The organism is Mycobacterium sp. SMC-18 (assembly GCF_045310895.1).
In the GTDB taxonomy this organism is placed as follows: Bacteria; Actinomycetota; Actinomycetes; order Mycobacteriales; family Mycobacteriaceae; genus Mycobacterium.
On record NZ_JBJIAL010000021.1, the window covers coordinates 65,833 to 83,993 of the forward strand.

At 67.8% G+C, this 18,161-nt stretch carries 19 protein-coding genes; 12 read left to right on the top strand and 7 right to left on the bottom strand.

All coding sequences use genetic code 11. The features are described 5' to 3' along the window. On the bottom strand, window positions 1-1,251 hold the full coding sequence (locus tag ACJH6J_RS18810) for a cytochrome P450 (RefSeq protein WP_406804359.1): 1,251 nt from the start codon (window positions 1,249-1,251) through the stop codon (window positions 1-3). Between the two features lie 60 nt (window positions 1,252-1,311). Beyond that, window positions 1,312-2,178, bottom strand: coding sequence for a ribokinase (locus tag ACJH6J_RS18815; protein ID WP_318985521.1), 867 nt, complete (start codon window positions 2,176-2,178; stop codon window positions 1,312-1,314). Between the two features lie 56 nt (window positions 2,179-2,234). Here ACJH6J_RS18815 and ACJH6J_RS18820 point away from each other — a divergent pair, with 56 nt between their 5' ends. The 9 genes from ACJH6J_RS18820 to ACJH6J_RS18860 all read left to right on the top strand — a co-directional run bounded on the left by ACJH6J_RS18820 (window position 2,235) and on the right by ACJH6J_RS18860 (window position 9,573). Further along, on the top strand, window positions 2,235-3,482 hold the full coding sequence (locus ACJH6J_RS18820) for a glutamate-5-semialdehyde dehydrogenase (protein WP_212812297.1): 1,248 nt from the start codon (window positions 2,235-2,237) through the stop codon (window positions 3,480-3,482). A gap of 12 nt (window positions 3,483-3,494) precedes the next feature. Beyond that, a complete protein-coding gene (locus ACJH6J_RS18825) occupies window positions 3,495-4,385 on the top strand; it encodes a MoxR family ATPase (RefSeq protein WP_212812296.1) in 891 nt (296 codons plus the stop codon). 10 nt (window positions 4,386-4,395) lie between these two features. After that, complete coding sequence (locus ACJH6J_RS18830) at window positions 4,396-5,841, top strand: vWA domain-containing protein (RefSeq protein WP_406804360.1); 1,446 nt, start codon at window positions 4,396-4,398, stop codon at window positions 5,839-5,841. 70 nt (window positions 5,842-5,911) lie between these two features. Then, window positions 5,912-6,526, top strand: a complete 615-nt coding sequence (gene nadD / locus ACJH6J_RS18835) for a nicotinate-nucleotide adenylyltransferase (protein WP_406784485.1) — start codon at window positions 5,912-5,914, stop codon at window positions 6,524-6,526. Further along, window positions 6,523-6,945, top strand: a complete 423-nt coding sequence (rsfS, locus tag ACJH6J_RS18840; RefSeq protein WP_318985519.1) for a ribosome silencing factor — start codon at window positions 6,523-6,525, stop codon at window positions 6,943-6,945. Before nadD ends, rsfS begins: the two co-directional genes overlap by 4 nt. Then, complete coding sequence (gpgP, locus tag ACJH6J_RS18845; RefSeq protein WP_406804361.1) at window positions 6,942-7,610, top strand: glucosyl-3-phosphoglycerate phosphatase; 669 nt, start codon at window positions 6,942-6,944, stop codon at window positions 7,608-7,610. Before rsfS ends, gpgP begins: the two co-directional genes overlap by 4 nt. Then, the gene (octT, locus tag ACJH6J_RS18850; RefSeq protein ID WP_406804362.1) at window positions 7,600-8,352 is read left to right on the top strand and encodes a diglucosylglycerate octanoyltransferase; all 753 of its coding nucleotides are present in this window, start codon (window positions 7,600-7,602) and stop codon (window positions 8,350-8,352) included. Before gpgP ends, octT begins: the two co-directional genes overlap by 11 nt. Window positions 8,353-8,354: 2 nt before the next feature. Continuing rightward, window positions 8,355-9,191, top strand: coding sequence for a DegV family protein (locus ACJH6J_RS18855; protein ID WP_212812291.1), 837 nt, complete (start codon window positions 8,355-8,357; stop codon window positions 9,189-9,191). A gap of 175 nt (window positions 9,192-9,366) precedes the next feature. Further along, window positions 9,367-9,573, top strand: a complete 207-nt coding sequence (locus ACJH6J_RS18860) for a hypothetical protein (protein ID WP_318985516.1) — start codon at window positions 9,367-9,369, stop codon at window positions 9,571-9,573. 11 nt (window positions 9,574-9,584) lie between these two features. On the opposite strand, the gene ACJH6J_RS18865 is transcribed toward ACJH6J_RS18860, so the two are convergent. From ACJH6J_RS18865 to ACJH6J_RS18880, 4 genes are all read right to left on the bottom strand, one after another. Then, entirely contained in the window at window positions 9,585-10,634 is a 1,050-nt protein-coding gene (locus tag ACJH6J_RS18865) for a dihydrodipicolinate reductase (protein ID WP_406804363.1), read from the bottom strand. Window positions 10,635-10,771: 137 nt separating this feature from the next. Next, entirely contained in the window at window positions 10,772-11,329 is a 558-nt protein-coding gene (locus ACJH6J_RS18870) for a DUF4865 family protein (protein ID WP_406804364.1), read from the bottom strand. A 130-nt stretch (window positions 11,330-11,459) separates the two neighbouring features. After that, entirely contained in the window at window positions 11,460-12,032 is a 573-nt protein-coding gene (locus ACJH6J_RS18875) for a helix-turn-helix domain-containing protein (protein ID WP_346414385.1), read from the bottom strand. A gap of 162 nt (window positions 12,033-12,194) precedes the next feature. Beyond that, on the bottom strand, window positions 12,195-13,511 hold the full coding sequence (locus ACJH6J_RS18880; protein ID WP_406804365.1) for a hypothetical protein: 1,317 nt from the start codon (window positions 13,509-13,511) through the stop codon (window positions 12,195-12,197). Window positions 13,512-13,708: 197 nt separating this feature from the next. Here ACJH6J_RS18880 and ACJH6J_RS18885 point away from each other — a divergent pair, with 197 nt between their 5' ends. The 3 genes from ACJH6J_RS18885 to ACJH6J_RS18895 are packed head-to-tail and all read left to right on the top strand — an operon-like array spanning window position 13,709 to window position 17,379. Next, entirely contained in the window at window positions 13,709-14,527 is an 819-nt protein-coding gene (locus ACJH6J_RS18885) for a ComEA family DNA-binding protein (protein WP_406804366.1), read from the top strand. Continuing rightward, window positions 14,524-15,993: a ComEC/Rec2 family competence protein gene (locus tag ACJH6J_RS18890; protein ID WP_061009369.1), complete on the top strand. Its 1,470-nt coding sequence runs from the start codon at window positions 14,524-14,526 to the stop codon at window positions 15,991-15,993. Before ACJH6J_RS18885 ends, ACJH6J_RS18890 begins: the two co-directional genes overlap by 4 nt. 30 nt (window positions 15,994-16,023) lie before the next feature. Beyond that, entirely contained in the window at window positions 16,024-17,379 is a 1,356-nt protein-coding gene (locus ACJH6J_RS18895) for a glutamine synthetase (protein ID WP_406804367.1), read from the top strand. Window positions 17,380-17,383: 4 nt separating this feature from the next. Here ACJH6J_RS18895 and ACJH6J_RS18900 read toward each other — a convergent pair whose 3' ends face one another. After that, window positions 17,384-18,100 carry a hypothetical protein gene (locus tag ACJH6J_RS18900; RefSeq protein WP_406804368.1) on the bottom strand — a complete coding sequence of 239 codons (717 nt, stop codon included), beginning with the start codon at window positions 18,098-18,100 and terminating at the stop codon, window positions 17,384-17,386. Window positions 18,101-18,161 lie beyond the last annotated feature (61 nt).

The following is an 18,161-nucleotide window of genomic DNA, read 5'->3' on the forward strand; positions in this document are numbered from 1 at the left end:
TCAGGAAGCCGCCCGCCACGACTGATCGACGCGATCGAAGGCGATGGGCAGGGTCAGCGGTCCGCTCAGGCCCACCAACGGTTTCCACGGGACCGGACCGGTCACGCGGGCATTGGGCATGCGCTGGGTCATGAGGGCGAGCGCTTCGGCCAGCTCCATCTTGGCCAGGTGCACGCCGAGGCAGTAGTGCATCCCGGCGCCGAAGGTCTGCATCGCCGGGGCGCCCGCGCGGGTGATGTCGAGCCGGTCGGGATCGTTGTACACGGCGGGGTCGCGGTTGGCCGCGCCGGTGTTCACCTGCAGGAAAGTTCCTGCGGGGAACAGCATTCCGGCGAGTTCGACATCCTCGCGGGCCATCCGCAGCGAGCTGATCACGATGGGGGAGTGCCGCATGGTCTCTTCGACGGCACGGTCGGCCATATCCGGGTGCGCCCCCAGGAGGGCCCACTGGTCGGGGTGCTCGCACAGGACCTGTACCGAAGCGGCCACCTGGTTGCGGGTGGTGTCGGTGCCGGCCGCCAGCAGGCCGGTGGACAGCATGCGCAGTTCGTCGGCACTGAGCCGGTCACCGTCCTCCTCGGCGCGGATGAGATCCGAGATCAGATCGTCGGTGAGGTTGTCGCGGCGACGGGCAACCATGTCGTCGATGTAGTCATCGAGCGCGTCCCACGCGGTCAGTATCGCGGTCTCGTGTTCGGCGACGTGCCAGTCGAAGGCCTGCATGAAATCGTCCACCCAGGCCGACAATTGCGCCCAGTCCTCGGCGGGGGCGCCGAGCAGCGCACAAATGACCGGGGTCGGGTACTGGCGCGCGATGTCGGTTACCACGTCGCAGTGCCCGCGGGCCACCTGGCGGTCGATCAGATCGCTGACGACGTCGACGACCGTGGTGCGCAGGCGTTCGATGGCGCGGCGGCTGAAGGCCGTCGCGATCAGTCGGCGCAGGCGGGTGTGTTCGGGACCGTCGATGCTGATGATCGATGCGCTGACCCGGTCCCACACCGGGCCCGACGTGATGCCCTGCGCCACGAGGAACATCCCCTGGGGTATCCGGAAACGCGGATCGCGCAGCACCTCGTGCGCCAGGTCGTAGGTCAGCACCTCCGGCCCGTGCGGACCCATCGCGATCGGCGACTGCGCGCGCGCCGGCGCGAGGATCGCCTGCGCTTCGTCGGGGCTTTGCGCGCCCGAATAGTCGATCGCCGGAAGCGTGACGTCGAAGACGCTCGGAATACCGCTGGCAATGGTCATGCGTCGACTATCCGGCGTCGCGGCCGGCAGATCATCCGCCAAGTGGCGTATATCTGCGCGTCAGTTTGGCGCGTCGTCTTCCAGCGCGTCCTCGATGACCTCGTCTCGCGGTGCGCAATCGCCGGCACCGGGGGTCAGGGTGGCGAGCGCGCCGGCTGTGACGGCCCGCCGGAGGGCATGCGAGGGGTCCGCGGTCCAACCCGCAGCCAGAACGCCGGCGAAGACATCACCCGCGCCCGTGGTGTCGACGGCTTCGACCTGGGGCGCCGGGACATGTGTCTCACCGTCAGCCGTGCGGTGCTCCGCGCCGTCGGCGCCCCGCGTGATCACCAGGTGTGGGACGGGCCAATGCCATTGGGCGGCTTCGGTTTCGTTGACGATCACCACGTCGGTGACGGCGGCCAGCGCGGCGAGCACCTCCGGATCGGTGCCGGCAGGAGAGGCGTTCAGCACGACCGTCGCGCCGGCGTCCTTCGCCAGCCGCGCCGCCGCCAGCGCGGTGGCCGGCGGGATCTCCAGCTGCAGCAACAGCACGTCGCAATCGGCGACCACCGCGCGAACGTGTGCGGAGTCCAGGGTCAGGTGCCCGTTGGCGCCCGGCGCCACCACGATCATGTTTTCGGCGTTGTTGCCGACCATGATCGCCGCGGTACCACTCGGGACCGGCAGGCTTACGGTCCCGACCAGACCGACGCCGTTGTCCTGCAAGTGCTTTCGCAGCGCCCCGCCCGTGGCGTCGGCCCCGAGCGCGGCGACGAGCTGGACATCGGCACCCGCCCGGGCCGCCGCGACGGCCTGATTGCCGCCCTTGCCGCCGGGCTCCGAATGCAATGACGACGCCAGCACCGTCTGTCCCGGTCCCGGCAGGTCGGCCAAATCGAAGACCAGGTCCATGTTCACGCTGCCCACGACAGTGATGCGAGTCACCGGGCCACCGTAGCCCCGACCGGCCCGGACCGCCGATACCTCGTTACCCTGGGTTAATGAGTGTGCACGCAGCTACGGACACCGATCTGCGCCAACAGGTGCATGACGCCGCCCGGCGGGCCCGCGTCGCGTCGCGCGTGCTGGCCACACTGACCACCGAAGCCAAGAACCGCGCGCTGCACGCCGCGGCCGATGCCGTGCTCGCCGCCGCGGACCTGGTGCTCGCCGCCAACGCCGAGGACATCGACGCCGCACGCGCCGCCGGCACCGCCGAGGCGATGATCGACCGCCTGGCCCTGAACCCCCAGCGCCTCGACGGCATCGCCGCCGGATTGCGGCAGGTCGCCGGGCTGCCGGACCCCGTGGGTCAGGTGCTGCGCGGCAGCACGCTGCCCAATGGCCTCCAGATTCGTCAGCAGCGGGTGCCGCTCGGCGTGGTCGGCATGGTCTACGAGAGCCGCCCCAACGTGACGGTCGACGCCTTCGGCCTGGCGCTGAAGTCCGGCAACGCGGCGCTGCTGCGTGGCAGCTCGTCGGCAGCCCGGTCGAATGCGGCTCTGGTCACCGCACTGCGGGCGGCGCTGGCCGCCGAGGGCCTGCCCGAGGACGCGGTGCAGCTGCTGCCCAGCGAGGACCGCGCCAGCGTCACCCACCTGATCCAGGCTCGCGGCCTGGTCGACGTCGTGATCCCGCGCGGCGGCGCCGGCCTGATCGACGCCGTGGTGCGCGACGCCACCGTGCCGACCATCGAGACGGGCGTCGGTAACTGCCACGTCTACGTTCACGAGGCCGCCGATCTCGACATGGCCGAGAGCATCCTGCTGAACTCCAAGACCCGCCGTCCCAGCGTGTGCAACTCGGCCGAGACCCTCCTGGTGGACCGGGCCATCGCCGACACCGCGCTGCCGCGGCTGGTGACCGCGCTGCAGGACGCCGGGGTGACGGTGCATCTGGACCCGAGCGAGGACGAGCTGCGCGCCGAGTTCCTGTCACTGGACATGGCGGTGGCCGTGGTGGACGGTGTCGACGGCGCCATCGCGCATGTCAACGAGTACGGCACCGGGCACACCGAGGCGATCGTCACGACCAATCTTGCTGCGGCCCAGCGGTTCTCCGAACAGGTGGACGCTGCCGCCGTGATGGTCAACGCGTCGACGGCCTTCACCGACGGTGAGCAGTTCGGCTTCGGCGCCGAGATCGGCATCTCGACCCAGAAGCTGCACGCGCGCGGTCCGATGGGGCTGCCGGAACTGACCTCCACCAAATGGATCGTGTGGGGCGACGGCCAGACCCGGCCCGTGTAAGAGGAGAAGAACTTGAGTACACCCGCTCGTTCGGTGCCGCTGTTCGGCGAGAATGCCGCCATCGACGACGTCGCCAAGCGACTCACCGAAACCGGATACCTGCCCGACACCGCAACGGCCACAGCGGTTTTCCTGGCGGACCGGCTGGGCAAGCCGCTGCTGATCGAAGGACCGGCGGGTGTCGGCAAGACCGAACTGGCCCGGGCCATCGCCCAGTGCACGGGTTCGGAGCTGGTGCGCTTGCAGTGCTACGAGGGCGTCGACGAGGCCCGCGCGCTGTACGAGTGGAACCACGCCAAGCAGATCCTGCGGATCCAATCGGGTCAGCAGTCTGGTGACTGGGACCAGACCAAGATGGACGTGTTCAGCGAGGAGTTCCTGCTGAGCCGGCCGCTGCTGACGGCCATCCGCCGCACCGAGCCCACCGTGCTGCTGATCGACGAGACCGACAAGGCCGACATCGAGATCGAAGGCCTGCTGCTGGAGATCCTGTCCGACTTCGCCGTCACCGTGCCCGAACTCGGCACCATCAAGGCGCAGCAGACACCGCTGGTCGTGCTGACGTCGAACGCCACCCGTGAACTGTCCGAGGCGCTCAAGCGTCGCTGCCTGTTCCTGCATATCGACTTCCCCGACCCCGATCTGGAACGGCGCATCCTGCTGTCCCGGGTGCCCGAGCTGCCGGAGAAGATCGCCGACGAGCTGGTCCGGATCATCGGTGTGCTGCGCGGCATGCAGCTCAAGAAGCTGCCGTCGGTCGCCGAGACCATCGACTGGGGCCGGACGGTGCTGGCGTTGGGCATGGACACCATCGATGACGAGATGATCGCCGCGACGCTGGGTGTGGTGCTCAAACACCAGTCAGATCAGCAGCGCGCTATCGGCGAGTTGAAGCTGAACTAGGGGAGTCCGCATGGCCGTCGCCCGCACGCCCGCGCAACCGCTTGCCCCGCATGGCATTCCGGGTCACCTCGTGGGGTTCGTGGAGGCCCTGCGCAAGGTGGGCATCAACGTCGGGCCGTCGGAGACCGTCGACGCCGGCCGGGTGATGGCCACCCTGGGACTGGGTGACCGCATGGTGCTGCGCGAGGGTCTGGCGTGTGCGGTGCTGCGCCGGCCCGACCACCGCGAGACGTACAACGCGCTGTTCGACCTGTGGTTCCCCGCGGCCATGGGGGATCGGGCGGTCTTGGAACTCGACGACGACGAGGATCCGGAGAACCGGCCCGACCGGATCCCGCCCGAGGACGTCGAGGGCATGCGCGCGGCGCTGATCGACCTGCTCTCCGACGCGGACATGGCGAACCTCGACGACCGCCTGATGGCGATGATCGCGCAGATCGTCGACGCCTACGGCAAGTACAACTCGAGCCGCGGCCCGTCGTACTCGTCGTATCAGGCGCTCAAGGCCATGGGGCTGGACCAGCTCGAAGGCAAGCTGCTGGCCGGACTGCTGGCGCCGTACGGCGACGAGCCCACGCCCACGCAGGATCAGATCGCCAAAGCGATTGCCGCTAAGCGTATTTCACAGCTGCGGCACATGGTCGAGTCGGAGACCAAGCGGCGCACCGCCGAGCAGATCGGCCGCGACCACGTGCAGACATACGGCATTCCGCAGCTGGCCGAGAACGTCGAATTCCTCAGGGCGTCAGGCGATCAGCTGCGGCAGATGCGCAATGTCGTTGCGCCGCTGGCCCGTACGCTGGCCACCCGGCTCGCGGCGCGTCGACGCCGTTCTCATGCCGGCCAGATCGACCTGCGCAAGACACTGCGCAAGTCGATGTCGACGGGTGGCGTGCCCATCGAGGTCGTCCTCAAGAAGCCGCACCCGGCCCGTCCCGAGCTGGTGGTGCTGTGCGACGTGTCCGGCTCCGTCGCGGGCTTCAGCCACTTCACGCTGATGCTGGTGCATGCCCTGCGTCAGCAGTTCTCGCGGGTGCGGGTCTTCGCCTTCATCGACACCACCGACGAAGTCACCGAGCTGTTCGGCCCCGACGCCGACCTGGCCGTCGCGGTGCAGAAGATCACCCGCGAGGCCGCCGTCTACACGCGGGACGGGCATTCGGACTACGGCCACGCGTTCGTTTCGTTCATGGACAAGTGGCCCAATGCGCTCTCGCCGCGCACGGCCCTGCTGGTGCTCGGCGACGGCCGCAACAACTACCGCAACCCGCAGGCCGACCTACTGGCACACATGGTGAACGCCAGCCGGCACGCGCACTGGCTCAACCCCGAGCCCAAGCACCTGTGGGGCAGCGGCGACTCGGCGACGGCCAAGTACCAGGACGTCATCACCATGCACGAATGCCGGTCCGCCAAGCAGCTCGCCTCGGTGATCGACAACCTGCTGCCAGTCTGATTCCCGCAAACACGCACGTTCGCGGGTATCAGGGGCTCCAGTAAGCTGGCCAATCGTGACTCGACGCAGGCTGGGCGTGATGGGTGGGACGTTCGACCCCATCCACCATGGACACCTCGTCGCGGCCAGCGAGGTGGCCGACCTGTTCGAACTCGACGAAGTGATCTTCGTGCCGACCGGGCAGCCCTGGCAGAAGCGCGATCGGCACGTCACCGCCGCCGAGGACCGGTACCTGATGACGGTCATCGCGACGGCCGCCAACCCGCGGTTCTCCGTGAGCCGCGTCGACATCGACCGCGGCGGCCCGACCTACACCAAGGACACCCTGCGCGACCTGGCCCGCCAGAACCCGGACACCGACCTGTTCTTCATCACCGGCGCCGACGCGCTGGCCTCGATCCTGTCGTGGCAGAACTGGGAGGAACTGTTCTCCACGGCCCGGTTCATCGGGGTCAGCCGGCCCGGCTACGAGCTGGACGGGAAACACATCGAGGCGGCACAGAAAGAACTGCCGCTCGACGCCCTGACCCTGGTCGAGGTGCCTGCGCTGGCCATCTCGTCGAGCGACTGCCGTCGCCGCGCCCAGGCCAACCGGCCCATCTGGTACCTGGTGCCCGACGGCGTCGTCCAATACGTGTCCAAACGTGGGCTCTACCAAGCCACGAACAAGCAGGAGAATTCATGACGGCCACCCCCGAAGCCCTCAGCATGGCGACCGTCGCCGCCCGTGCGGCCGCCGCCAAGCTCGGCGAGAACATCAGCGTCATCGACGTCTCGGATCAGTTGGTCATCACCGACTACTTCGTCATCGCTTCCGCGTCCAACGACCGCCAGGTCAACGCCATCGTCGACGAGGTCGAGGAGAAGATGCGCTGGGCGGGCCACAAGCCGGCCCGTCGCGAGGGTGCCCGCGAGGGCCGCTGGGTGCTGCTCGACTACGTCGACATCGTGGTGCACATCCAGCACCAGGAGGAGCGCGAGTACTACGCGCTCGACCGGCTGTGGCGGGACTGTCCGGCCGTCGAGGTCGACCTCGACGGTGAGCTGCCGGTCAACCCCGACGGAGACGACCCGTCCGACGAGTCCGCCGAGGGCCGAGAGTGAGGAACCGCCGCCTCCTGCTGCTGCGTCACGGTCAGACGGAGTACAACGCCACCAGCCGGATGCAGGGCCAGCTCGACACCGACCTCAGTGATCTGGGCCGGGCGCAGGCGGTGGCAGCGGCCGAGGTGCTGGCCAAGCGCCAGCCCCTGGTGATCGTTTCGTCCGATCTGCGTCGCGCCCTCGACACCGCGACGACGCTGGGGGACCAGGCCGGCATGCCGGTGTCGATCGACGAGCGGCTACGCGAGACGCACCTCGGGGACTGGCAAGGCCTGACCCATCACGAGGTCGACGACATTGCGCCCGGTGCGCGGCTGGCCTGGCGTGACGATGCCCGCTGGGCGCCGCACAACGGCGAGAGCCGCGTGGACGTGGCGAAACGCAGTCTCCCGGTGGTGCAGGAGCAGCTGCGCAATCTGCCCGAATGGGGAGTCGACGAGGTCGACCGCCCCGTGGTGCTCGTCGCGCACGGCGGGTTGATCGCCGCGCTGACCGCGGCCCTGCTGGAGCTGCCGGTCGACAACTGGCCGATCCTCGGCGGCATGGGCAACGCCAGCTGGGTGCAGCTGTCGGGGCACAGTGCCGGACTCGCCGACGACGATCCGGTGAAGTGGCGGCTGGACGTGTGGAACGCCTCGGCTCAGGTGGCCAACGATGTCCTCTGACACACCGACTGCCTCGAAGAAGCCCGTCCTTCTCGTCTTCTGCGACTCGCTGTCCTACTACGGCCCGACCGGCGGGCTGCCGTCCGACGATCCACGCATCTGGCCCAACATCGTTGCGTCCCAACTCGGTTGGGACCTCGAGCTGATCGGCCGCATCGGCTGGACCTGCCGCGACGTGTGGTGGGCCGCGACGCAGGATCCGCGGTCGTGGGCGGCGTTGCCGAAGGCCGGCGCGGTGATCTTCGCGACGTGCGGCATGGACTCGCTGCCGTCGCCGTTGCCGACGGCACTGCGGGAACTGATCCGCTACGTGCGGCCGCCGTGGCTGCGCCGCATCGTGCGCGACGGTTACGGCTGGCTGCAGCCGCGGCTGTCGCCGATCGCGCGGCCCGCGCTGCCGGCGCACCTGACGGTCGAATATCTCGAAGAGACCCGCGGGGCAATCGATTTCAACCGCCCGGGCATTCCGTTCGTCGCCACCATCCCGTCGGTGCACATCGCGGAGACGTACGGCAGGTCGCACCGCTGGCGCGACGCCACCGTCGCGGCGATCACCGATTGGGCTGAGGAGAAGCAGATTCCGGTCGTCGACCTCAAGGCCGCCGTCGGTGACGAGGTGATGTCGGGCCGCGCCAACCCGGACGGCATCCACTGGAACTTCGAGGCGCACCGTGCCGTCGCCGAACTGATGCTCAAGGGGCTGGCCGAGGCCGGTGTGGTGTCGCAGCGGACCGACGACTAGCCATGGCAGTGGTGGTGGTCACCGACTCGTCGGCTCGGCTTGACCCAGATGAGTTGAAGCGCTGGGACATCCGGGTCGTGCCGCTGCATGTGCTGCAGGACGGCACCGACTACCAGGACGGGATCGACCCGATTCCGCAGGACATCCAGGACCGGTCGCACGTGTCCACCTCGGGCGCGGCGCCCGCGGATCTGACCGACGTCTACAAGCAGGCGCTGGCCGACAGCGGCGGCGACGGCGTCGTGGCGGTGCATCTGTCGGCCGGTCTGTCGAGTACGTTCAGTTCCGCCGCGGCCGTGGGCCGTGAGCTGGGTTCGTCTGTGCGCGTGGTCAATTCGCGATCGGCGGCGATGGGGGTCGGCTTCGTCGCGCTGGCTGCGGCCCGCGCTGCAGCGGCCGGCGCGGATCTGGATGCCGTTGAGGCGCTGGCGCGTGCGGAATCCGGGCGGCAGCACGGGTTCATCGTCGTCCACCGTTTGGACAACCTGCGGCGTAGTGGCCGCATCGGCACCGCCGCGTCCTGGCTCGGCACCGCGTTGTCGCTGAAGCCGTTGCTGCAGTTGGACATCGACGGCCGGCTGGTGCTCGATCAGCGAATCCGAACCGTGGCCAAGGCTCATGCCGCGATGATCGAACGGGTGGTCGCGCTGGTCGGTGAGCGGCCCGCAGCGATCGCCGTGCACCACGTCGACAACCACGACGACGCCGCGCAGATCGGCGCCGCACTGACTTCCCGCCTGCCCCAGGTCGATTCACTTGTCGTGACCGACATGGGACCGGTGCTGGCGGTGCATGTCGGCTCCGGCGCCGTCGGCGTCATCGTCAACACGCAGGACTAGCGGCCCGGCGCCGGGGAGCTTTTTCCGGCAGTCTGCCAACAACTACGCGGGTAAGCGCGCGGTGCTGGCCGGTTTTCGAGTACCCGTCTACTCGCGATCCGGCGCCGCCGTCGTCGCACTCTGAAATCCCGCGCGGCACTCCATCGCCGCGAACCCCGATTGAAAGGTGACGACGATGAGCCACACACTGAACCTCGGCTGGACCCACGCCCTGCCGTTTCACGCACCCACGGTGCCCCAGTGGATCACCAACATGGAGCGCTCTGTCGGCCAGGCCATGCACCGGCTGGCCGACGAGCACCACCCGGAGAACCCGGTCTACGAGACACACTTCGACTTCATCGAAGACGCGCTCATGGCGCGCGAAATGTACCGACTGTGACGGCTTTTGGCCTAGCCGGCGAACCGGCCGGTGACCGGCGGCAGATCTTTGAGCGTCAGAATGCCCGGGGCGGCTGCCACCACTGCCGGCACTGCGTTGGTCACCGGCAGCGCGGTGTAGATCATGCCCAGCCCGTTCAGGCTCACCTCGCTCCAGTCCTTCGACGGCAGGCAGTAGATCACCGTGCGCATGTTGGGTACGCCGAACACCTGGATGACGTGACCGTGCGCCACGGGCTTCGGCGGGGTGACGTGTTCGCCCATGATCCAGTTGAAGCCGACGCTGACGACGTTCTTGTCGCCGACCCAACCGCGGTGATAGCCGTAGACGCTGGCGACCGTGCCCTTGGGAATCTGCATGAACCCGAGGTCGGAATCCTCGGTCGCCGGCGTGAAGGTGACGTCGAAGGTGATCCGGTCCAGCTTGGCGCCGATGGCGTCGGCCATCATCGCGGCTGACTCGGCGAACACCTCGCTCTCCAGGCGCACACTCTCGGCCAGACCCGGTGTCTCGGGGTCCTTGCCGAAGCCCATCGCGGCCATGGTGCCGGCCGATTCGTAGACGCCGCAGTCGACCGACTCGGTGATGCGGATTTCGTCGACGCTCTCGCACGCGCTGGACAGCACCATGCCCATCATGTTCGTCAGGCCGGGGTGTGCGCCGCTGCCGAAGATCGTGGAATTGCCTGCCTCGCAAGCCTTCTGGATACGCGCCAGATCCTCGGGGCTCTGCTTGCCGCCGGTGATCCAGGCGGCGGTCGAACACACGTTGATGCCGGATTCCAGCAGCCGGACCAGCTCGTCGACGCTGGGCCAGATCGGGTTGTAGCAGCAGGCGTCGGGCTTGAGAGCCACCAGCTCTTCGATGTCGTTGGTGGCCTTGATGCCCGTGAGCTCGGGCCAGCCGGCCAACTCGGCGGCGTCCACCCCGACCTTCTCGGCGCCGTACGCGTAGACGCCGACCAGCTCCATGTCGGCACGGGCGATGATGGCGTGCAGGGATCGCTTGCCGATGTTGCCGGTGGTCCACTGGATGACGCGGAGCGGGCGGTCGGTGGTCATGGAGGCCTCCTCGTTGGGGCTGTGCTTTCGCTAGACACTATGCCGCAGGTGTCTACCCGGCGGTGCCGGTGGTGCGCTGGAGCCGGCGGCGGTGCGAACCCGTCAGATTGAGGAGTATCCAGGTTCCTCGTCTTGGTTCATGCGGACGAGGAGACGTGCAGGACTTCGTAGGCGGCCATGTGGGTCAAGGTCTGATCGGGCTCTTCTGTCGAGAGTTCGACCTGGATGAGGGTCCAGCTGGTTATATCGACAGCGGTCACGAGGGCCACAGTGGTGTCTTCGACGTGCTCGAGAAACCGTTGGGTGATCGGATCCAGGCAATCGGACGGTGCGGCAGCGGAAGGCAGTGGCGCAGTCGTCACGGTGAGGCTGCGGGCTTGTGCGTAGGCGGCGGGGCCGTGGACGATCTTGTGAAGCGTCCAGTCTTGGATCGGTTGCCGGCCGAAGTCTCGAACGATGGCGGAATAGCCCGGCTCGCCCCAGCAAAAGTTGCGCATGCCGTCGATGTCGCGCCAGACATAGAACGGGGCGTACGCGTTTCGGGGAGCGCCTTGGGATTTCTCCTGGATCAAGTAGGCCTTGAACTCGAGGCTGGCGAAGCCGTCGAAGAGGTGGCCGGTCCTGCGCACCCGGTTCCGGATGATGCCCATGTCGTAGTCGGTGGGCAATGCGATCTGATATTGCATGGCGTACATCAGTGATGCCTCTTGGTCGCCTGGACGTGGGCCCGGTCAGCAACAGGCTCGTACCACGTTGTGGTGGTTCCGTCGGTTGCGGTCTCCTGATGGGCCACGTGGGTCATGGCGGCATGCCCAGCTACGGCGGTCATCGCAGATTCCGGCTCTGTAGGAGGCCTGCAGCTCCTTGTACCGCCGCCTCGAAAGCAGCTGGGTCCTGTTGCGCCCGCGCGAGGACGTAGCCTCCCTGGACGGTCGCGACCACCATGGATGCGAGCTGATGTGCGTCTGTGGCGGCGGGGAACTCGCGCTCGTCAATGCCCTGGCCAATGACCTGAGCGATGCGGTCGACCAACCAGCCGAGGGTCTCTGCAACCGGGCGGAGAAGATCTGGTGTCGCCAAAACATCGGCGTCGTAGGTCATGCGCCCCATGCGGCAGCCCCGCAACGAATCGCGCTGGCGTTCTAGGTAAGCGATCACCCGCTCGAGTGCCGTCCCGTCACCCGAGAGTAGAAGGTCAGCTTCGGCGCGCATCGTGGCTGCGCTCTCTGCCAAGGCTGTGGCCGCGAGCTCCTGTTTTCCGGCGAAGTGGTGGTACATGCTGCCCTGCCCTGCTTCCGCGCGGCTCAGGATGTCCTTTGGGCTGGTTGCCGCATAACCGCGTTCCCAGAGCAGCTCTTGAGTCGCGTTCACAAGACGGGCGCGTGTTTGCACAATCACGAAACATACGTACTAGTAGTTACAGTCGTCAGGTGAAAGGGTCCCGATTGCTGTGAGCCTGCGGGCGGACGGGCGCAGGGTGCGGAGGTTCAAGCGTCGCGGGAACGTCCAGCATCCGACATGGAGAGGCCTCGTCAGAACGGTCTGTGAGCTGGAGTCCGGTCACCCGTGCCAAATCCGGTCGTGCTCGGCGTGGGTCGACAGATACGCCCCGGGCTGGAAATGCGTGTCGTAGAACCCGAGGTCGATGTGTTGTGCCTGAAGGTAATTCATGATGTGCACGGTGGGTACGGTGCCGGGAAACTTGCCGAACGTGTCGTCGATGTATTGCGCGGCGATGGTCAACAGTTCGATGAACTGCTCGTCGTGCCCGGCCGCCGCCGAACGCACGGCTCGCGAATCCCGCCACGGCCCTGGGGTATCCGGGTGAAAAGGCCCGCCGGGGCCGAATTTTCGGTTGGCGAAGGCGCGCACCGCAGCCGCGATGTCCGGGTAGTGCGGGCGGCTGTACGTTTCGAAAACGCCGTCCAGCCCGGTGGGGTTGGGCAGTGCCCACCGTTCGTCGGTTTGCACGTTGAATCCCAACCCGGGAACGTCCGGGTCGCCGGACGCGCCGAGGATGGTGAGCCGGTCGATACCGTCGAACGTCCAACCGCCCAGGCCCAGCGCCCCGAGTAGTAGGTGCCCGTTGTAGACGCTCGTCATCAACTCGGCGGTGGCTTCCGTGAGCGAGTACTGCTCGACGAACGTCAGCGGGAACGGGTCGTCGTCCCGGTGCGCCAGGCCCGCGGCGGCCTCCTTCAGTCCCGGGATCGGCCGGTTGTTGATGTCGTCATAGATCAGGTAGCCGTTCTGCAGGAAGAACGCCAGATTGGCCAAGAGATGCTGTGCGATGTCGGCGACCGGGATGACCAGCAGCGAGCCGGGGTGATTGGCGATCCACGTGTTGTGGCCTTCGAGGTACGGCTCCGACCGTGGAATGTGGATGCGGTCGGTGGAGAGCTGGCGATAGGACGACGCCGTCGCGGCCAGCCAGTCGTCGATGTCCACCACGCCGTCGTTGACCGGCACTGTCGGTGCCGTGTCTCGGGACGACAGGAAGTAGGTGCCCGAGTCGTCTGTGAAGAAGAACTCGACGATCTCGAATCCCGCGGCTGACGGGAACGTGCGACCTGATGCCGACCCGCTGTAGTTCGGGAACGCCGGTACATATCCGGGATGGTGACTGATCCCGAAATGCCAGCCGGTGACGCCGGTTACCGTCGCCAGGATCAGTGCGCGTTCGACCTCGTCGAGTGGTTCGACGTCCCGGGTACTGGTGTAGGCCAACGGCCCTGCCGGGATGGAGCCGCCAACGGGAAATCGCCGTGACCGCCTGCCCTGGATCGCGCTCAACAGCGGGAACCTCGCCGCCGCAGCCAGCGCTTCGCGTTGCTGCGCGGTCAAACTCAAACGTGGCGAAGATGTTTCGGTCGTCATGGTTACCCCGACTCTAGGGTCCGCGGCGCTTGTCGGCCCACAGTTCGGCGCACCACGATGCCAATTTTGGTGGCGATCGACCGGCCGACGGCGCGAGCCGCCCACATCTATCCACAGAACGCGATTGATCCACAGGCGGCGGGTTCGACCGCCTTTTGCGGCGTTTCCGGTCGGTGCCGCCACCTAACGTCGCGGGCATGGTCACTCAGACACCGGTCGATCGGGCGCAGCGGCGGTTGGCCGCGCAGCCCGGAGACGCGACGGACCCCGACGCAGAGCCCGACTCGAACGACGACACCTCGCTGTCGCGGTGGTTGCCCGACGCGATGCCGGGCAGGTCCGGGTGGCTCGCGACGGTGCGGGCCGACCCTGGGCGTGCGGGCGTCATCGCGCTCGCGGTGGTCGGCGTGGTTGCGGTCCTGGTGACCATCATCGCCGTGCTCGGCGATGACAAGCCGCCGGTGGCCGCGGCGAAACTGCCACCCGTCCAGATGGTTTCGTCCTCGGCGCCTGGGACGCCCGCGCTGGCGGCCAAGGCCGAGGACGTCGTGGTCAGCGTGGCAGGACTCGTTCACAAACCGGGGCTGGTGACACTTCCTGCCGGTGCCCGCATCGCCGACGCCGTCACCGCAGCTGGGGGAGCGCTGGCCGGCGCCGACATCGTCGGCCTGAACATGGCACGCAAGGTGGCCGACGGCGAGCAGATTCTGGTCGGCATCACCGCACCGTTGGGCGCGCCCGCGGTGATGCGCAGTTCGGCCGGTGCGACGTCCGGGCCGCCGGAGAAGGGGCCGCCCGGCGACGGGAAAGGTGCTGGAGCACAGGGGCCCGTTGATCTGAACACCGCGACGGAGGAGCAGCTCGACGGCCTGCCCGGCATCGGACCGGTGATGGCGAAAGCGATCGTGGCGTGGCGGGCGGCCAACGGCCGGTTCGCGAGCGTCGACCAGTTGGGCGAGGTCGACGGCATCGGGCCGAGCCGGCTGGAGAAGCTGCGTGCCCTGGTCAAGGTGTGACGGCCAGTCCCGCGCCGGATGCGCCCGGTATCGACTTGCGGTTGGTACCGGCCGCCGTGACGTGCTGGACGGTGACGGCGGTCGGCGTGTGGTGGGGGCCGTGGGCAGCGCTGGCATCGGTGTTGATCGCGGTCGCGGCCGTCGTGGGTGTCGGGCTACGGGTGGGCTCGGTGCGCTGGCCCGCAGTGCTCGCGGTGGCGGCGGTGGGAGCGGCGTTCGCGATCGTCGCGACGGTGCGTGTGCACGCGGTCGACACCCATCCGCTGGCGTCACGCTTCGGCACGACGGTGGCGGTGACGGTCACGCCCACCGAGTCGCCCAGGACGATCCAAGGCGGCCGGCTGATGTTCACGGCGTCGCTGCAGAGGCTGGGGAATGCCGAATCATCCGGGAGGGTCATGGTTTTCGCGCCGGCCGTCGGATACTCAGAGGTCGGCGTGGGCCGCCCGATGGCGTTCCGGGCCCGGGTCACCCGGCCGAAGCGGCGCGATCTGTCGGTGGCCGTGCTGGCCGCTGTGGGCACACCCCGGTTCGGAACCGCCTCGACCGGGCAGCGCGCGGCGGCACACGTGCGCGCCGAATTCGGTGCGGCCGCTCGACTCGCGTTGCCGCCCGATCAGGCTGCGATGCTCCCGGGACTGGTGCTCGGCGATGTGTCGGCGGTCGAGTCGGATACGACGGCCGCCTTCCGCCGGGCGGGGTTGACGCATCTTACGGCGGTGTCTGGCGCGAACGTGACCATCGTGTGCGGCGCGGTGCTGCTCAGCGCGGCGGTGGTGGGACCGCGGATCGCCGTGGCGCTGGCGGCAGTGACGCTGTTCGCGTTCGTCGTCATCGTCCAGCCCTCGCCGAGCGTATTACGCGCTGCGGCAATGGGTTCGGTGATGTTGATGGGCATGCTGGTGCATCGGCGGCGGCAGGCGATCCCCGCGTTGGCGGCGAGCGTGCTGGTGCTCATGGTGATCTCCCCGGTGCTCGCGGTGGACGCCGGTTTCGCGCTGTCGGTGGTGGCGACGGCCGGGCTCGTGGTGATCGCGCCAGGGTGGTCGCGCCGACTGGTGAACCGCGGCTGGCCGAAGTTGATCGCTGACGCCGTGTGTGTGGCCGTTGCCGCGCAACTCGTGACGGCGCCGTTGGTGGCTGCGATCTCGGGCAGCCTGAGTCTGGTCGCGGTAGCGGCCAATCTGCTTGTCGCTCCGGTGATTCCACCAATCACGATCCTCGGCACCGCGGCTGCCGCGGTGGCGTGGTGCTGGCCCGCGGCGGCGCAACTGCTCATCCGGTTCACCGGACCTGAGCTGTGGTGGCTGTTGCACGTCGCACGGTGGAGTGCCGCGGTTCCGGGCGCGGCGGTCCGCGTCCCGTCGGGCTGGGGCGGCGCGTTGCTGCTCGGCGGGGTGACGGTTGCAGGGGCGCTACTGCTGGCCGTGTGGCGCCGACGACGAGGAAATGCGATCCGGCCATGAACTCGCGCGTCGAGTTGCAGAATTATTGACGTGAATGACGAACCGGCCGGGTCCGCAGCGAAGGTGGCGGCGCTCGAAGCGGCCGGCGTCCGGACCCTGATCGGCACTGTCGTCAATGCCGCAGGCCTGACGCAGGTCAAAGTGGTATCGCTCGATCGGGTGGCGGTGTTCGCCGACCATGGGCTGGGTACCAGCCCGACGTGGCATGTCTTCGCCATCGATCAGGCGGGCATCGTGGTGAGCGATGAGATCGGTGTGGTCGGGGACCGGCGGGTGTGCGCCGACCTGGCGGGTGTGGCCCTACTCGGTGACGGGGTCGCCTGGGCGCCATGCTCGTTCTTCACTCAGGACGGTAACCCGGACCCGCACTGCGGTCGCGGTGTGCTGCAACGGGTTACGCAGCGATTGGCCGCCGCCGGCCTGACGGCCGTCGTCGGGCACGAGGTGGAGTTCGTGCTCGTCGGCCCGGACGGCGCGCGATTGCCGTCCGATCTGTGGGCGCAGTATGGCCTGGCCGGCGTGCTGGAATTCGAGGGCTTCGTCCGGGACGTGATGGATGCGGCCGCCGCAGCGGGGGTGTTGATCGAACAGTTCCATCCCGAGTACGGAGCCAACCAATTCGAATTCTCGCTGAAACCACGCGATCCGGTGGCCGCCGCGGACCAGCTGGTGCTCGCGCGCGTCATCATCAGCCGCGTCGCCCGCCGCCACGGCCTGCGCGTCAGCCTGTCTCCGGTGCCGTTCGCCGGCAGTGTGGGTTCCGGTGCGCATCAACACTTTTCACTGAGTCGTGACGGTGTGCCGGTGTTCTCCGGTGGCTCAGGAGAGCGCGGTATGACCGATGCCGGAGAGTCGGCCGTCGCCGGGCTGCTCGGCGGTCTGCCCGGCGCACAGGGCGTGCTGTGTGGCTCGATCGTGTCCGGGTTGCGAATCCAGCCGGGAAGTTGGTCCGGCGCCAACGTCTGCTGGGGCACCGAGAACCGGGAGGCCGCCGTGCGCTTCGTCAGCGCCGAGTCCGGAAATCCTCATGGCGCCAACGTCGAGGTCAAGATCGTCGACCCGTCGGCCAATCCGTACCTGGCTTCGGCGACCATCCTCGGCCTGGCTCTCGACGGCATCACCCGGGCACTGCCGCTGCCGCCCGAGGTCACCGTCGACCCCGGGTCCCTGACGCTCGCCCAACGCGAGTACGCGCGCGTGGTGACGCTGCCGGCGAAGCAGACCGAGGTGCTCGATGCGCTGCGGCACAGCGCCGTGGTCCGCGACATCCTCGGGAACGCACCGGTCGACGCCGTGCTGGGGGTGCGCGGCTACGAACAGCAGAACTATGGCGGCCTGTCCGACAGTGAACTGGCCGAGAAGTTCCGGCTGGCCTGGAGCGTGTGAGGGTTCAGTTGTCCAACGGCCCGGTGAGGAAGTCGTCCAGCGCTTCACCGAACGGCGCGATTTCGAAGTCAGGTTCGTAGTAGGTGATTGCTTGTCCTGCTGGGAGATCCGGAGAGATATACAGGGCAGTTTCGTCATTGACGCCGGTGAGGAATATCAAGCGTTGGGTGCCGGGGAACGGCACGTCTTCGAACCATTCGATGATCTCGTTGGTGTCGGGCGGCTGAAACCAGCGGGCTGCGAGTGTGACCATGCCAGACGGCGAAACCAACCCGTTGGACTCGCCGTCGAATGTGGCGTAGCCGGCGTGAACCTGGCGTAGGAATGTTTGTACCGGCGTGGGGAGGGTTGCGAAGAAGGGGGGTTCGATGTCTCCGAAGGTGCGAGGATCGTCACCCGCCCATACACGTAGTTCTCCTTCGTCGGTGCGCAGGACGTAGTCGAGAGAGGGTGCGCTGTAGTACCTGTGCTTGGCCACTCGCACGTCGACGAGCGCAGTCTGCAGCGAGTGCGCATAGCGCGGGATTAATGCGAGGAAGTCCGCGTTCCACAATTCCAGGGCCGCGTGTTTCCGTTCGTCGGGGTCAGTAGATTCGGCCACGGGCCACCAGGCTTCGGGAATGAGCTGCCGCGTCGTTGCCCCTGGTTCAAGAATCCGAACCTCGCTCAATTGCCAGTCCGCGACTGCGGCAATGAGAGTTTCCTCATCGATGCCAGTCATGGTCCCCTCCCTGGCACCACCAATCGCGCATTGCAACCCTAACCCGGTATTCGCAACCCGC

Excerpts from the sequence above, each read along its gene's own strand:
- ACJH6J_RS18820 (WP_212812297.1), top strand. The coding sequence starts at position 2,235 with ATGAGTGTGCACGCAGCTACGGACACCGATCTGCGCCAACAGGTGCAT.
- octT (WP_406804362.1), top strand. The coding sequence starts at position 7,600 with ATGTCCTCTGACACACCGACTGCCTCGAAGAAGCCCGTCCTTCTCGTC.
- ACJH6J_RS18900 (WP_406804368.1), bottom strand. The coding sequence starts at position 18,100 with ATGACTGGCATCGATGAGGAAACTCTCATTGCCGCAGTCGCGGACTGG.
- ACJH6J_RS18880 (WP_406804365.1), bottom strand. The coding sequence starts at position 13,511 with ATGACGACCGAAACATCTTCGCCACGTTTGAGTTTGACCGCGCAGCAA.
- ACJH6J_RS18810 (WP_406804359.1), bottom strand. The coding sequence starts at position 1,251 with ATGACCATTGCCAGCGGTATTCCGAGCGTCTTCGACGTCACGCTTCCG.
- ACJH6J_RS18855 (WP_212812291.1), top strand. The coding sequence starts at position 8,355 with ATGGCAGTGGTGGTGGTCACCGACTCGTCGGCTCGGCTTGACCCAGAT.
- rsfS (WP_318985519.1), top strand. The coding sequence starts at position 6,523 with ATGACGGCCACCCCCGAAGCCCTCAGCATGGCGACCGTCGCCGCCCGT.
- ACJH6J_RS18885 (WP_406804366.1), top strand. The coding sequence starts at position 13,709 with ATGGTCACTCAGACACCGGTCGATCGGGCGCAGCGGCGGTTGGCCGCG.
- ACJH6J_RS18860 (WP_318985516.1), top strand. The coding sequence starts at position 9,367 with ATGAGCCACACACTGAACCTCGGCTGGACCCACGCCCTGCCGTTTCAC.
- ACJH6J_RS18865 (WP_406804363.1), bottom strand. The coding sequence starts at position 10,634 with ATGACCACCGACCGCCCGCTCCGCGTCATCCAGTGGACCACCGGCAAC.
- ACJH6J_RS18830 (WP_406804360.1), top strand. The coding sequence starts at position 4,396 with ATGGCCGTCGCCCGCACGCCCGCGCAACCGCTTGCCCCGCATGGCATT.
- ACJH6J_RS18870 (WP_406804364.1), bottom strand. The coding sequence starts at position 11,329 with ATGTACGCCATGCAATATCAGATCGCATTGCCCACCGACTACGACATG.